13 protein-coding genes are annotated in these 14,762 nt (G+C 72.6%); 9 read left to right on the forward strand and 4 right to left on the reverse strand.

Annotated features, from left to right (window positions below; all coding sequences use genetic code 11):
• Positions 1 to 53 precede the first annotated feature (53 nt).
• The 9 genes from kdd (at position 54) to ACZ3I4_RS18610 (ending at position 10,016) form a co-directional block, all read left to right on the forward strand.
• On the forward strand, positions 54 to 1,070 hold the full coding sequence (gene kdd / locus ACZ3I4_RS18570; protein WP_465383173.1) for an L-erythro-3,5-diaminohexanoate dehydrogenase: 1,017 nt from the start codon (positions 54 to 56) through the stop codon (positions 1,068 to 1,070).
• A gap of 5 nt (positions 1,071 to 1,075) precedes the next feature.
• Entirely contained in the window at positions 1,076 to 2,596 is a 1,521-nt protein-coding gene (locus ACZ3I4_RS18575; protein ID WP_465383174.1) for an amidohydrolase, read from the forward strand.
• Positions 2,597 to 2,608: 12 nt separating this feature from the next.
• Positions 2,609 to 4,162 carry a lysine 5,6-aminomutase subunit alpha gene (gene kamD, locus ACZ3I4_RS18580; RefSeq protein ID WP_465383175.1) on the forward strand — a complete coding sequence of 518 codons (1,554 nt, stop codon included), beginning with the start codon at positions 2,609 to 2,611 and terminating at the stop codon, positions 4,160 to 4,162.
• Positions 4,159 to 4,893, forward strand: a complete 735-nt coding sequence (kamE, locus tag ACZ3I4_RS18585; RefSeq protein ID WP_465383176.1) for a lysine 5,6-aminomutase subunit beta — start codon at positions 4,159 to 4,161, stop codon at positions 4,891 to 4,893. Before kamD ends, kamE begins: the two co-directional genes overlap by 4 nt.
• Complete coding sequence (gene kal / locus ACZ3I4_RS18590) at positions 4,890 to 5,255, forward strand: 3-aminobutyryl-CoA ammonia lyase (RefSeq protein ID WP_465383177.1); 366 nt, start codon at positions 4,890 to 4,892, stop codon at positions 5,253 to 5,255. Before kamE ends, kal begins: the two co-directional genes overlap by 4 nt.
• Before the next feature lie 22 nt (positions 5,256 to 5,277).
• Complete coding sequence (locus tag ACZ3I4_RS18595; RefSeq protein WP_465383178.1) at positions 5,278 to 6,528, forward strand: glutamate mutase L; 1,251 nt, start codon at positions 5,278 to 5,280, stop codon at positions 6,526 to 6,528.
• A 500-nt stretch (positions 6,529 to 7,028) separates the two neighbouring features.
• Positions 7,029 to 8,651, forward strand: a complete 1,623-nt coding sequence (gene lnt, locus ACZ3I4_RS18600) for an apolipoprotein N-acyltransferase (protein ID WP_465383457.1) — start codon at positions 7,029 to 7,031, stop codon at positions 8,649 to 8,651.
• The gene (locus ACZ3I4_RS18605) at positions 8,648 to 9,436 is read left to right on the forward strand and encodes a polyprenol monophosphomannose synthase (protein WP_465383179.1); all 789 of its coding nucleotides are present in this window, start codon (positions 8,648 to 8,650) and stop codon (positions 9,434 to 9,436) included. The genes lnt and ACZ3I4_RS18605 overlap by 4 nt, the downstream gene beginning before the upstream one ends.
• 49 nt (positions 9,437 to 9,485) lie before the next feature.
• Positions 9,486 to 10,016, forward strand: coding sequence for an FxsA family protein (locus tag ACZ3I4_RS18610; protein ID WP_465383180.1), 531 nt, complete (start codon positions 9,486 to 9,488; stop codon positions 10,014 to 10,016).
• 75 nt (positions 10,017 to 10,091) lie between these two features.
• Here the strand turns inward: ACZ3I4_RS18610 and ACZ3I4_RS18615 are convergent, their stop codons facing one another.
• The 4 genes from ACZ3I4_RS18615 to ACZ3I4_RS18630 all read right to left on the reverse strand — a co-directional run bounded on the left by ACZ3I4_RS18615 (position 10,092) and on the right by ACZ3I4_RS18630 (position 14,735).
• Positions 10,092 to 10,430, reverse strand: a complete 339-nt coding sequence (locus tag ACZ3I4_RS18615; protein ID WP_133877974.1) for an RNA polymerase-binding protein RbpA — start codon at positions 10,428 to 10,430, stop codon at positions 10,092 to 10,094.
• Positions 10,431 to 10,947: 517 nt separating this feature from the next.
• Entirely contained in the window at positions 10,948 to 11,880 is a 933-nt protein-coding gene (locus tag ACZ3I4_RS18620; protein WP_465383181.1) for a hypothetical protein, read from the reverse strand.
• A gap of 114 nt (positions 11,881 to 11,994) precedes the next feature.
• Positions 11,995 to 13,146, reverse strand: coding sequence for a coiled-coil domain-containing protein (locus ACZ3I4_RS18625; RefSeq protein ID WP_465383182.1), 1,152 nt, complete (start codon positions 13,144 to 13,146; stop codon positions 11,995 to 11,997).
• A gap of 950 nt (positions 13,147 to 14,096) precedes the next feature.
• Positions 14,097 to 14,735 (reverse strand): LysE family translocator, encoded by a 639-nt coding sequence (locus ACZ3I4_RS18630; RefSeq protein ID WP_465383183.1) that lies wholly within the window; start codon positions 14,733 to 14,735, stop codon positions 14,097 to 14,099.
• Positions 14,736 to 14,762: the final 27 nt, after the last annotated feature.

Below are 14,762 nucleotides of genomic sequence, written 5' to 3' on the forward strand. Positions count from 1 at the left end.
TTACGGTATGAACCGAGGGCGAGGCCCTTGATTTCTTGTTAGGGGTGGGGCGAATGGCGACTTCTGTCGGACTTGACCGGGTGCTGGAGCCCGCCGGGGTGCTGCCCCAGGCGGCCTGGCGTCTGGACGCGAGCCCCGAGATCAAGGACGACGAGGTTCGCGTACGGGTGGAGCGCCTGAATCTGGACGCCGCGAGCTATCGCCAGCTGGCCGGGAAGCACGGCGGTGACGGCGCCGCGATCCGGGCCGAGGTCCTCGAGATCGTGGGGACGCGCGGCAAGATGCACAATCCGGTCACCGGTTCCGGCGGCATGCTGATCGGCGTCGTCGACGAGGCCGGTCCCCGATCGCCGCTCGGGGTGAAGAAGGGCGACCGGGTGGCCACGCTGGTCTCGCTCACGCTGACCCCGTTGCGGATCACCGACGGCCTGCGGAACTGGGACGGCCGCAGCGAGCAGGTCCCGGCCGAGGGCACGGCGATCCTGTTCGGCCGCTCGATCGTCGGGGTCCTTCCGGACGATCTGGCGCCCGAGCTGGCGCTCGCGGTCTACGACGTCTGCGGCGCCCCGGCGCTCACCGACCGGGTCGTCCGTCAATACCGGGACGCCCGGGTGGCCGTTCTGGGTGGCGCGGGCAAGAGTGGCTCGCTGGCCCTGGTCGCGGCGCGGCTGGCCGGCGCCCGCACCATCGGCATCGTCCGGGACGAGGCCGAGCGGGCCGCTCTGGTCGCGGCCGGGGTGGCCGACGAGGTGGCCGTGGCCGATGCCCGCAACCCGGTCGAGGTGGCCCGGGCGGTCGGCGACCCGGCCACGATCACGGTCGTCTGCGTCGACGTGCCCGGTTGTGAGCACGGCGCGATCCTGGCCACCGCCCCCGGCGGCACAGTGATCTTCTTCTCGATGGCCACGAGTTTCCCGGCCGCCGCGCTGGGCGCCGAGGGTCTGGCCGCCGACGTCACGATGCTGATCGGCAACGGGTACGTGCCCGGGCACGCCGAGTTCGCGGTCGGCCTTCTGCGTCGTGTCCCGGCGGTCCGGTCGCTCTTCGAGGCGCGGATCGCGAGACACTGACGCGCATGACTGAGGTCCTCTACACCCACGGCCGCTTCTATTCCGCCGCCGACCCGCGGGCCACCGCCATGCTGGTCCGCGACGGCCGGATCGTCTGGCTCGGCGACTCCGCCGACGCCCCCGCCGCCGACCGGACCGTCGGCCTCGACAACGCTCTGGTCACCCCGGCGTTCGTCGACGCGCACCTGCACGCCACCGACACCGGCCTGGCCATCGACGGTCTCGACCTGGCCGCCGTCCGGTCCCGCGGCGAGCTTCTCGACGCCGTGGCCGCCTTCGCCGCGACCCGGCCGGCGGGCAGTGTCGTGCACGGCCACGGCTGGGACGAGTCGACCTGGGCCGACCAGGAGTTGCCGAGTGCGGCCGAGCTGGACCGGGCCGCCGGGGGCCGCCGGGTCTATCTGTCGCAGGCGTCGGTGCACTCGGCTCTGGCGTCGCCGGCTCTGCTCGCCGCGGCCGGTCTGCCCGCCGGCGAGAGCCTGGTCAAGGAGGAGGACCACCACGCCGTACGGGCCCTGGCCCTCAACGATCTGAGCCCGGAGCAGCGCACCGCGGCGCAGCGGGCCGCGCTGGCCCGGGCCGCGTCGCTGGGCATCGCCGCCGTGCACGAGTGCGGCGGTCCCGGCACGTCCAGCGAGGCCGATCTGACCTCGGTGCTGCGGCTGAGCGGGCAGGGGCTGCCCCGGGTGTTCGGTTACTGGGGTGAGCTGGGTGGCGCGCTGAAGGCCAAGGAGCTGGGCGCGGTGGGGGCGGCGGGCGACCTGTACGCCGACGGCGCGCTCGGTTCCCGCACGGCCAGCGTCCGGGAGCCGTTCCGGGACGGGCACGGCGGCTGCGGGCAGGCGTTCGTGACCGCCGAGCAGGCCGCCGAGCACCTGCTCGACTGCGTCACGGTCGGCGTGCAGGGCGGTTTCCACGCGATCGGCGACGCCGCCATCGCGACCGTTCTGGAAGGGTTCGCGCTGGCCGCCAAGTCGGTCGGGGTGGACGCCGTGCGGCAGGGCCGGCACCGGATCGAGCACGTCGAGCTGATCGACAAGGCGATGATCGCGCGGATGGTCGAGTTCGGGGTGATCGCCTCGGTGCAGCCGGTCTTCGACGCGTTGTGGGGCGGGCCCGAGCGGATGTACGCGCAGCGACTGGGCGTCGAGCGGGCGATGGCGACGAACCCGATCGGCGCCATGCACGCCACCGGGGTGGCTTTGGCGTTCGGGTCGGACTCGCCGGTGACGGCGCTGGACCCGTGGGCGGTCGTGGTGGCGGCCGCGGCCCCGCGCAACCCGGTCTACCGGATGAGCGTGCGGGCGGCGTTCGCCGCCTCGACGCGCGGCGGGTGGAAGGCCGCCCTGGTCGACGACGCGGGCGTGCTGGCCCCGGGTCAGTCGGCGTCGTTCGCGGTGTGGGACACCCTGGGTGGCGTACGGGATGGTCTGCCCGATCTGCTGCCCGGCGTCGACGGGGTGGTGCCGGCCCGGCCGGTGTGCCGCCGGACGGTCCGGGACGGCGAAACGATCTACGAGGCGTGAAGAGGAGCAGGGGTGGCGGGGAAGCTTGATCTGGACCCGCGGGTGGTGCGCACGGCGCGCCGGCTCGCGGCCAAGGCGGGGCAGCCGGTGGTCGATCTGGCCCGTTCGCACACCACCGTGTCGGTGGAGCGGGCGGTGCTGCGGCTGGCCGGGGTGCACGGGGCCGACCCCGACGGCATTCCCTGGGTGAACCGGCTGGTCGACGCCGTGCGGGCCGACACCGGGCTGGGGCACGGCGTCGCCGTTCCGGTGTTCCACGCGATGCGCAGCGCCGGGGTCGACGACATCACCGTCCTGGCGCAGAAGGCCGCCGCGGGCGCGGTCCGCTTCGAGGTCCCGGTGCGGGGCGAGGCGGCCGCGGCCCGGCGGGCGGCCAAGAAGGCGACCGGCGCCGGTCTGCGGATCGTGGACCGGCGGCGGGCCGAACGGGACCGGATGATCAAGCGGTACGGCGATCCGGCGCAGCGGCCGTGGATCTATCTGATCGTGGCCACCGGCGACATCTACGAGGACATCCCGCAGGCGCAGGCGGCCGCGCGGGCCGGCGCCGACGTGATCGCGGTGATCCGCTCGACCGGTCAGTCGCTGCTCGACTATGTGCCCGAGGGGGCCACCCGGGAGGGTTTCGCCGGCACGTACGCCACCCAGGAGAACTTCCGGCTGATGCGGGCGGCCCTGGACGAGACGTCCAAGGAGCTCGGCCGGTACGTGCGGCTGACCAACTACGCGTCGGGGCTGTGCATGCCCGAGATCGCCGCCCTGGCCGGCATGGAGCGGCTGGACATGATGCTCAACGACTCCATGTACGGCATCCTGTTCCGCGACATCAATCCGATCCGGACGTTTGTCGACCAGCGGTTCTCCCGGCAGGTGCACGCGCGGGCGGGCATCATCATCAACACCGGCGAGGACAACTATCTGACGACGGCCGACGCGGTCGAGGCGGCCCATACGGTGACGGTGTCGCAGCTGCTCAACGAGTTCTTCGCGCACGAGGCGGGGCTCGAGGACTGGCAGCTCGGCCTCGGGCACGCCTTCGAGATCAATCCGGAGCTGCCGGAGTCGTTCCGGCTCGAGCTGGCGCACGCGCTGCTGGCCCGCGAGCTGTTCCCGGAGGCGCCGCTGAAGTGGATGCCGCCGACCAAGCACATGACCGGCGACGTGTTCCGCGGCAACCTGCTCGACGGGTTCTTCAACCTGGCCGGCGCGCTTACCGGGCAGGGCATCCTGCTCGTGGGCATGATGACCGAGGCCGTGGTCACCCCGTGGCTGTCCGACCGCGACATCGCCCTGCAGAACGTGCGCTACGTGCTGACCGGCGCCGGCAAGCTGCACGAGGATTTCGTCCCGGCGGCGGGCGGCTTCATCCAGCAGCGCGCCCACGCGGTGCTGGGCGAGGCCGTCGACCTGCTCGAGAAGATCGTCGGTGACTCGCTGCTGGACGCCATCGCCGACGGCACGTTCGGGATCATGAAGCGCCCGGCCGACCGGGGCAAGGGCCTCGACGGCGTCGCCCGGCACGAAGCGGACTACTACAACCCGGTCACGGAGGCTCTGGAACAGTGAGCATCGTTCGCCCGTACGGGGACACCACCGGCGACGGCATGGTCCAGCTGTCGTTCACCCTGCCCGTGCCGCACGACAAGCGGGCCGAGGGCGCCGCGATCCAGCTGGCCAACAAGATGGGCATGGATCCGGCCCTGCTCGTGCACGCCAAGCCGATGGGGGACGGGTTCACCTTCTTCGTCGTCTACGGCAAGGTCAGCCATCTCGTCGACACCGACAAGGTGCAGATCGTCGAGCGTGACTTTCCGCTGCTGAGCGCCAAGGAGGTCAACGCGGCCATCAAGCGGGGGCTGCGGCGGCGGCTCAACGTGGTCGGCGCCTGCATCGGCACCGACGCGCACACGGTCGGCATCGACGCGATCCTGAACCTCAAGGGCATCGCGGGGGAGAAGGGCCTGGAGTACTACAGCGAGCTGTCGGTGACGAACATGGGCGCCCAGGTGTCGGTGCCGGATCTGGTCGAGACCGCCCGCGAGCGCAAGGCCGACGCCGTGCTCGTCTCGCAGGTCGTCACCCAGCGGGACGCGCATCTGCAGAACACCCGGGCCATGTCGGCCGCCTTCCGGGAGGCCCTGCCGGCCGGGAAACGTCCGCTTCTGATCGTCGGCGGCCCGCGCTTCGACGAGCTGATGACCGCCGAGCTCGGCGTCGACCGGATCTTCACGCGCGGGACCACGCCGCGCGAAGTCGCCTCGTACCTCGTCCACGCCCTCGTCGGGAGCCGCTCGTGATCACCGTGACCCATCGCCGCTATGTCCCGTATTCGCACGCGCACTACGCGGGCAACCTGGTCGACGGGGCGTATTCGCTCGGCCTGTTCGGCGACGTCGCCACCGAGGTGTGCATCCGGCTCGACGGTGACGAGGGGCTGTTCGCCTCGTACGACGACGTGCAGTTCAAGGCGCCGGTGCAGGCCGGGGACGTGCTCGAGATCGTGGCCACCGTGGTGCGGATGGGCACCCGGTCGCGGACGATCGCGTTCGAGTCACGGGTGGTGTGCCGGGGCACCGGAGGGTCGGCCGCGGCCGTTCTCGAGGAGCCGATCGTCGCCGTGACCGCCACGGGCACGGTTGTCGTACCGCCGCCGGCATGAGCAGCCGACGGCGGGCCCGGCCGTGAGCACCGCGGTGTGCGTGGATGTCGGGTCGACGTACACGAAGGCCGCCCTGATCGACCTCGACGCCGGGGTGCTGGTGCGCCGGGCCGAGGTACCGACGACGTCGGACAGCGACGTGCTGACCGGTCTTGATCAGGCGGTCGAGGCCGTCGGCGGTGGCGGCGAGCTGTATGTGTGCTCGTCGGCCGGCGGTGGGCTGCGGCTGGCCGTGGTCGGCTACGAATCGCTGGTCACGGCCGAGGCCGGGCACCGGGTCGGTCTGTCGGCGGGCGCCCGGGTGGTGCACGTGGCGGCCGGGCCCCTGGACGGCCGCGGCGTCACGGCGCTGCGCGGGTCGCGGCCGGATGTGATCCTGCTCGTGGGCGGCACCGACGGCGGCGACGGCGAGGTGCTGCTGCACAACGCCGGCCGGCTGGCCACCTCGCGCCTGCGGGTGCCGGTCGTGGTGGCGGGCAACGCCGACGTCCGCGACGAGGCCGCGGCCCGGCTGACCGAACGCCGAGTGCCGGTGACCGTGACGGGCAACGTGCTGCCGCGCATCGGTGTGCTCGACCCGGCGCCGGCGCGGGCCGCGATCCGCTCGGTCTTCCTGCGGCACGTGATCGGCGGCAAGCGACTCTCGCGGGGCCCGCGGTTCGCCTCGCTCGTGCGCGCGGCCACCCCGGACGCCGTTCTGGCCGGGGTGGAGCTGCTGGCCGACCTGACGGGCTCCGGCGTGCTGGTCGTCGACGTCGGCGGGGCCACCACCGACGTCTACTCGGCGCTGGTGCCCGACGCCGAAGCCGAGTCGGGGCCGCGGCGCGACGTGGCGGGCACGCTGTGGCGGTCGCGGACGGTCGAGGGTGATCTCGGTGTCGCCGTCGGGGCCGAGGGGACCCGCGCGGCCGCGGCCGCCGAGAAGTTGGCACTACCGGAGTCCGGACAGCCTCCGGGTGACGTTCAGTTAGCCGCGGCCGCCGCCACGGTGGCGCTGCGTCGGCATGCCCGCGGTCACGCGTCCGCTCCTGGTCAGCCCCGCACGGGCGGGCGCGACCTCCGCGACGTCCGGCTCGTGGTCGGCTCGGGCGGGGTGCTGCGGCACGGCGGCGGGGCGTATGTGCTGGACGCGGTCCTGTCCGATCATGCCGGGGGCTGGGCGGCCCCGTCCCGGGCCCGGACGGTGATCGACTCGCGCTACGTGCTGGCCGCGGCCGGGCTGTTGTCCATTGATCATCGTCAGGCCGCGGCGGCGCTGGTGAACAGCCTGTAGCCCGAACGGGTACACGGCATGACACGCCGAACAACGCGACACGCCCGGAAGCGTGGGTGGTGGTTGACAGGACGGCGGGGGACGGACGTACCGTCGTCCAATCCTGAGCACGGCGAGCGACGCTGTTCGCTTCGTTCCTCCGCCCACTGGCCCGCAGTCCTCGCAGGGGTCGCGCGTTCAGCCAGGTCCAGGGGGTGGGGGTCGGCGGGGCGGCGCGGACCGGTCGCGCCCGCGGTGGGCTCGAGGATCGAACGGCGCCAGTAGACAACGGCGTGACCCGCGCAGCCGGCGCGGAGCACGCCGGTCCGAAGGCGATCGCGACATCCGTACGGCCCACCGGCCGTGCCCGGGAGACGTGGAAGCACTGGAAGAGGCGCGGCCTGTGCGGGCCGCGCCTCTTCCCTGTTCTACCCTGAGAATCGTTCTGGTTTCGATGCGGGCGTCCGCCCGCACTGTCCGTTTGTGGCGGCCGGCCGCCAGGTAGCCTCTCGCGGGTGGAAATGACGTTGCAGCCCCCCGCCGCACCGCAGGTCACGGCCGACTCGGGGCCGCGTCCGCTGAGCCGTGCGGCCGCCCTGCCGATGGCCCTGCTCGCGGGCGTGGCGCTGCTTCTCGCCCTGCCTCCCTACGGGCTGTGGTGGCTCTCCCCGGTGGGCGTGGCGCTGCTGGCCGCGGCCACCCACCGGCGGCGGCTGCGCCGGGCGTTCGGGCTCGGTTTCCTTGCCGGCCTGGTGCTTTATGTGCCGCTGCTGTGGTGGACGACGATCGGCGCCGGGTGGCTGCCCTGGATCCTGCTGTCGCTGGCCCAGGCGGTCTACATGGGGCTGCTGGGGCTGGCCAGTGCCTGGGTGTCGCCGCTGACCGACCGGTGGCGGGCGCTGTGGCCGCTGCTGGCCGGGCTGCTGTGGGTGGCCCACGAGGCGGCCCGCGACCGGGCCCCGTTCGGCGGCTTCCCGTGGGGGCGGCTCGCCTTCAGCCAGGACGACGGGCCCGCGCTGCGCCTGGCCGCGTACGGGGGCGCGCCCCTGGTCACCTTCGCTGTCGCCGCCGCCGGGGGTGCCCTGGTCGCGCTGGCCTGGCGCGACTGGCGGTCCCGGCGCCCGATCGCGGTGATCGGCTTCGCGGTGGCTATCGCCGCGCTGGTCGCCGGCCCGCTGCTGGTGCCGATCTATCAGCCGGGCGGCGAGACCGCGACCGTGGCCATCGTGCAGGGCAACGTGCCGCGCCTGGGCCTCGACTTCAACGCTCAGCGCCGCGCCGTGCTCGACAACCACGCCACGGCCACCGAGAAGCTCGCGGGCGAGGTCGCCGCGGGCCGGCAGAAACAGCCCGACATCGTGATCTGGCCCGAGAACTCCAGCGACATCGACCCGCTGCGCAACTCCGACGCCGCGTCGGTCATCTCGCGGGCGGCCGACGTGGTCAAGGCGCCGATCCTGGTCGGCACCGTGCTGCGCACCGACAAGCCGGGCGACATCAAGAACGCCGGCATTCTGTGGAACCCGGTCTCCGGTCCGGACCGCGAGCAGATCTACGTCAAGCAGCACCCGGTGCCGTTCGCCGAGTACGTGCCGCTGCGCTCGGTCGCCCGGATGGTGACCGACCGGGTCGACCTCGTCCGCAACATGCTCGCCGGCGACCGTACGGGCATCGTGCGCACCGGCGCGGTGACCGTCGGCGACGTCATCTGCTTCGAGGTGGCTTACGACGACATCGTCCGCGACACTGTGACTGCCGGGGCGCAGGTGTTCGCGGTGCAGACCAACAACGCGACCTTCAACGAGGCCGAGGCCCGCCAGCAGCTCGCCATGGTGCGGCTGCGCGCGGTCGAGCACGGCCGGGAAGCCCTGATGGCGTCCACCGTCGGGGTGTCCGGGTTCGTCGGCACAGCCGGTCAGATTCACGACGAGAGCGGCTTCAACGTCGGTGCGGTGATGGTGCGTGACATGCGCCTCGGGGGAACGACTACGCTGGCGACTCGTTTGGGCCATTGGCCCGAGGTGGCGATGGTCGCTCTGGCGGTCCTCGCCCTGGCCGGTGCGCTACCACTGCGTCGCCGCCGGCGCGTCACGACACAGGTCGGCCCTGCGGCCGGCGACGACGGGATTTCGGAGGCACGGTGAGCGAGGCGGAAGGCTACCCGGGGGTGGGACGGGTCCTGGTGGTGATCCCGACCTACAACGAGGCGGACAACATCCGCCTGATCACCGAGCGGGTCCGCCGCGCGGTTCCCGCGGTGGACATCCTGGTCGCCGACGACAACTCGCCCGACGGCACCGGCCGGATCGCCGACGAGCTGTCCGAGGCCGACGACCACGTCTTCGTCCTGCACCGCGCGGGCAAGGAAGGGCTCGGGGCGGCGTACAAGGCCGGCTTCGCCTGGGCCAAGAACAAGGGATACGACGCGGTCGTCGAGATGGACGCCGACGGCTCGCACGCCCCCGAGGAACTGCCCAAGCTGCTCGACGCCCTCGGCGACACCGACGCCGTGCTCGGCACCCGCTACATCCCCGGCGGCAGCGTGCACAACTGGCCGGTGCACCGGCTGCTGCTCTCCCGCGGCGGCAACATCTACATCCGGATGGCGCTGCGCATGCCCTTCCGCGACGCGACCGGCGGCTACCGGGCGTACCGGATGCAGGTCCTCGACGACATCAACTTCGAGACGGTGGCCTCGACCGGCTACTCGTTCCAGGTCGAGCTGGCCTGGCGGGCCTACCAGGCGGGCTTCCGGATCGCCGAGGTGCCGATCACGTTCACCGAGCGCGAACACGGCGTCAGCAAGATGAGCGGCAACATTTTCAAGGAACAGCTGCTCAGGGTCACGTTGTGGGGGGTGCAGGCCCGTCGTGACGCGGTCCGCAAACGCTTCGGCAAGCGGGCGGCCGAGGGTTCGACCTGGCCGTGACCAGGACAGGGCGTGTCATGCTTGAGGTCGATTGACACGGAGGGACCGCATGCGTCGTCGAGGCCTTGCCCTGCTGCCACTGGGGCTGTCATTGCTGGCGGTCGTCGAGATCGTCGTGTTCATCTCGCTGGCCCACGCCATCGGGTTCGGCTGGACGGTGCTGCTGGGCGCCGCCGCCTCGATCGCCGGCATGGCGCTGCTGCGCCGTGAGGGCATCAAGGGCTGGCGCCGCTTTCAGGCCGCCGCGGCCGAGGGCCGCCCACCCGGCCCGCAGGTGTCCAACTCGCTGGTCGGCCTGCTCGGCGCGCTGCTGCTGGCCGTTCCCGGGTTCGTCAGCGCCGTGGCCGGTCTGCTGCTGGTGCTGCCCCCGGGCCGTCAGCTCGCCCGCCGGCAGATGGAGCGCTACACCGAGCGCCGCGTGGGCGGGGCGATGGCCGGTGACCTGTTCGGGGCCCGGCACGTGCGCGTCGACACCGGCGACCCGGTCGTCGTGATCGACGAGGAGCCCCGCCGGCCCGCGCAGCGCACCCCCGCGGCCGCCATCGAAGGCGAAGTGGTGGAGGGCGAGGTTCTCCGCTAGCCCGCCGGCATCAGACGACGAAAGGCCGCCCCCGGGGATCGGGGACGGCCTTTCGTGTTGCTGTTTCGACCTGGGTCAGCGGCCCCGGCGGGTCCGGACCTCCTGGAGCCGCTCGTTGAGGATGTCCTCCAGCTCCGAGATCGATCGCCGCTCGAGGAGCATGTCCCAGTGGGTACGCGGCGGCTTGGCCTTCTTCTGCTCCGGCTCATTACCGTCGACCAGACGGGCGACGCTGCCGTCGAACTTGCACTCCCAGGTGGTGGGCACCTCGGCGTCGACGGCAAACGGCACCTCGAACTGGTGACCCTTCACGCACAGGTACTCTCGGGTCTGCCGGGGCGCCAGCTCGGTGTTGCGGTCGGACTCGTAGCTGACTGCGCCAAGACGGCTGCCGCGCAGCATGCGTTCGCCCATGGTGGCTTCCCCTCGCTCGTGGTGCTGCTCTCGTTGATGTAACGAAAGGGGCGGCCGTCGGATTCCTACGGTCGCCGAGACTCTGTCCTGCCGTTGTGACGGCAGTGTTAACGCTACGAGCGTAACCGCCCGCGGCCCTTACCCGGCACCGTGAACCCCTACCGAAGTGGACCTTGGTCCACTTTACGGCCTTTGCGAGTTCTTCACGTGGTGCGATCTGGGTCACTCGGTCGAGTAATCCCACATTTCGCCACCCTGTTCGGCTTCTCGTCGAGCATTGTTCGTCCGCCGGGCGCCGAACCTGAGCTTTCTATGCCCACACGCCACCAATCTATCCCCTTGGATCAAGCCGGTTTCTCCCTCCGCCGTCCGATGCCGGTCCGTGGTCTCCGCCGCCGGGTGCCGCTCTTCGCCACCGCCCGCCACCGCCCGCTGCCGCTCTTCGCCACCGCCCGTCGCCGCTCTTTGCCCCGCCCCGCTCCGCCGCCGGGTGTCGGTCTTCGCCCCTGCTGCTCGATCAGGCCGGCTTGCCTTCCGTCCGCCAGTTGCCGGGCGGCAGGGGCGTCTCCTGGCTGTCTGCCGGAGCTGACTGGTGATCGCCGCGCAACGCGTCGGCCCGGGACACCGCGCGGACGGCCATGCGGCGGAACCCGTCGAGCCGGGCCCGGTTGGCCGCGACGGCCTGGGCCTGCTTCTCGGCGAGCACTGCGCTCAGCTGGCCGGAGAAGGCGACCTGCTGCTTGCACCGTACGTCGGCCAGGGCGACACGCTTCTCGTCCGCTGACGGCGCTCCAGAGCCGTTCCAGCGGGCATCGGACGCGGCGTCGGCCGGTCGGGCGTACGGGAAACCGGCCTTGGCCATGCAGGCGCTCCAGCCGGCCGTGACGGCGGTCGCGCGCGGGTCGGCGTACGCCTGCTGGAGGGTCTGTTCGTTGAGCCGCTCGAGCCAGGTGAACTCGGCGGGCGCCCAGCCCAGGCTGCGGGCCGACTCGCCGGAGCAGCCGCCCGGCGGAAGCCCGCGGACGGCCGGGGCGCTCCCCTCGAGATAGCGGCGCTGCTGCGGGTCGGCCGGGATCTCGGCGTCCCAGTCGTAGCCGAAGCTCGACGCGAGGCCCTCGTCGGCCAGGCCGAACCGGTTGACCCGGTCGCGCAGCAGGTCGAACTCGTTGCCGGAGTTGCCCGGCCACGGCTGCCCGAAGCGCCGCATGCAGGCCGCGGTGAGCCGGTCGGAGACCACGTCGAGATCGTTGGCCTCGGCCGGCTTCAACATGAACCGATCGAGCGGAAAGGCGCGCACGGCGTCGGCCGGCGGCGGGGGAGCGGTCGCGTGCGCAACCGCCGCGGCCGGCGTGGGCGACGGCTCGGCGGGCCGGTCGGCCGTGCACCCGGCGGCCACTGTCGCGACGAGCGCGACGAGCACCGTGAACCGCCCGCCTCGTGGCACCAGCACGCCCGCACCTCCAGAACTCCGCTGCCAGGATGCCGAGCAATGTACCGGGCTGCGGGCGCGGCGGAATCCCACCAGGGGTTGATGTGGACGGTCGCCCGACAGGGTGAATCCCGCTCAGGTCCGGACTTCGCCCTCCCGCTGCGGGGCTTCGTTGCCGGCGCGGCTGCCCGCCGGGCCGGGCTGGGCCGGAGGGCGGGGGGTGCCCAGGCTGGCCAGGGCCGAGGCGAGGTCGCTGACCTGCGACGACAACTGCGCGGCGCGGGCGTGGGCGGCGTCGGCCTCGGCCTGCGCGGCGGCCAACCGGCGTTCCAGGTCGGCCCGATCGCGGACGGCGCGTTCCAGCTCCTCGCGCGTGCGCAGCAGCCCGTCCCGTTCGGACACCGCCTGGTCGAGCGAGCGGCTGATCCGGTCGATCTCGGCCGCGGTGTCACGGCGTACACCCTGGAGGGTCTTCTCGACGTCCTCGCGCTCCGACCGGGCCTGCTCGGCTTCGGCCCGGTGCTTCTGCGCGTCTTCCCGGCTCTTGCGTGCCTCCTGCTGGGCGGCGTCGCGTTCCCGGCGCAGCTCCTCACCGCGGGCGGCGATCGTCTCCGCTTCCCGCAGGGCCGACGCCAGCTCCCGCTCGGTCGCCTCACGATCCCGCCGTACGTCGGTGATCTCGGTCCGGGCCCTGGCCAGCTCGTCGCGGGCCGCGTCCCGGTCCGCCTCCGCCCGTTCCCGCAGCGCCGCCGCGGCCGTCGCCTCCCGCTGCGCCTCCTCGCGGGCGGTCTGCGCCTCCTCGGCCCGGGCGGCCGCGTTCTGGGCCGCGCGCGCCGACTCCTCGGCCCGGTGCACGGCCTCGTCCCGCTCCGCCTCGGCGGCCGCGGCAAGCTGCTGCGCCGTGGCCGTCTCCGACGCCGAACGCTCCGCGTCACGACGAGCGTCATCACGCTCGGTGTGCGCGGCCGCGATCTGCCCCGACGTCTCGGCCCGGATCTCGGCCACCTGCCGCTCCACCCCGGTGGGCGAAAGCTCCGAGTGCAGGGCCTCGCTCAGCGCCCCGACCAGCTGATCGAGCCGGTCCACCACCTCCCAGGTGCGGGCCACCTGCCCGGCCAGCCCCGGCGAGGACCGATGCCGCATGCGAACGTTGCGCGAGGCCCGCTGACATTCCCCGTCGTTGTCCCGGCAGTACCGGAAGGGCCGCCCGGCGGAGTTGCGTTGCGGCACCGGGCGTCCACAGTGCGCGCAGGGCCGGGTCTCGGTCGTGACGTCGTTCTCGTTCATCGCTCCGAACCCTAGGCGTGCGTTGCGGCTTTTCCCCGCCACGACACGAGGTCTGGTCTGTTCGCCCTGGTCTGCCGTTGTTGGCCGGCTCTTGGCTCCGCCGTCGACCGGTAACCACACCGGCGGACTGGCTGGGCTCATGGCTGCCCGCTCGTGCAGCCCAGACGGCGAAGCGCCTGGACTCAATGGCCGCCGCCGGCCCGCTCCTGCAACCGCTCTGTGGCCCCGACCGCTTGCCCGCACCGTTCGGACCGACGATCCCCACCCGGTGATCCCTGTTCGTGTCACGCTGCGCAGTGTTCGGTCCGGCAGTGTTTCGGCCGGGCAAGGACGGCAGGCGACGCCGCGTCCCCGTCGACCCACCGGCCGGGCAGGGTCACCGGCCGGGCAGGGTCACCGGCCGGGCAGGGTCACCGGCCGGGCAGGGTCACCGGCCGGGCAGGGTCACCGGCCGGGCAGGAAACATCCTAGGATGCTCTAGCGGACGTGCGCCGTCCCACCGTGGTCGAAATCCGAAAATCAAAAAGGAATCAACAGCGATCAGTTTTTGCCCTCGCCTTCGCACGACGTCAGCCTTGGACCGGGCACGTGGCCGGGTGGTTGGCAATCCCGCGGGCCGGTTGAGCCCGGACGCGGCGCGAGGGTTCGCCGGATGCGCCCGTCAACCCCTCCGGCGAAGGCACGCGCCTTGCCGGGGGCGCGCCCACGAAACGAAGCTCGGCCGTTGAAGTGCGGCAAGGTGCGGGGCCGAGCGGTGGAAGGGGGCGGGCGGCCGCTACGGGCCGGGTCCGCATGTCGGTCGCGCGAGTGGTCCGCGCGGTGGCGACAAGCGGGATCAGCGCGGGGAAACAAGCGGTCAGCGCGGTGGCAATGAGCGGAGTCAGCGCGGGTGGAGACAGGCGGCCATTGCGGTAGCACTGAGCGGGGTCAGCGCGGTGGTGATGAGCGGGTCAGCGGGTTTCGGTGGCCAAGCGGACTCCGAAGCCGACGATGACCAGGCCCGTGATGCGGTCGAGCAGGCGGCGGGCGCGGGGGCGGCGGAGCAGGTCGCGCAGGCGGCGGGCGGCGGTGACGAGGACTGTGGACCAGGCCAGGCCGAGCAGCACGTGGACGCCGGCGAGCAGGATGCCGTAGAGCAGTGGGCCGGCGCCTGCGGGGATGAACTGGGGGAGCAGGGCTACGTAGAAGGCGCCCATCTTGGGGTTCAGCAGGTTGGTGAGCAGGCCGCGGCGCCAGCCGGGGAGGAAGCCGGTGCGGTCGTCGGTGGTGGGCTCGGCCGTGGGGGTGGCGGGGTCGCGGCGCCAGGTGGCGAGGAGCATGCGGGCGCCCATCCATAGCAGGTAGGCGACGCCGGCCCAGCGGACCAGCTCGTAGGCGATGTGGGAGGCGAGGAGCAGCGCGCTGATTCCGGCCGAGGCGAGCACGCCCCAGGCGAGGGTGCCGGTCTGGATGCCGAGGACCACGCCCCAGGCGCTGCGGGCCGACTGGAGGGTGGCCGTGCGCAGGATCAGGGCGGTGTCGAGGCCGGGGGTGAGCGTGAGCAGGCCCACGACGAGGGTGAAGGACCACAGGGAGGCCGGTGTCGTCACGGCCGTAACTTACCGGTGGCCTGCAGG

The organism is Actinoplanes sp. NPDC021490 (assembly GCF_055562135.1).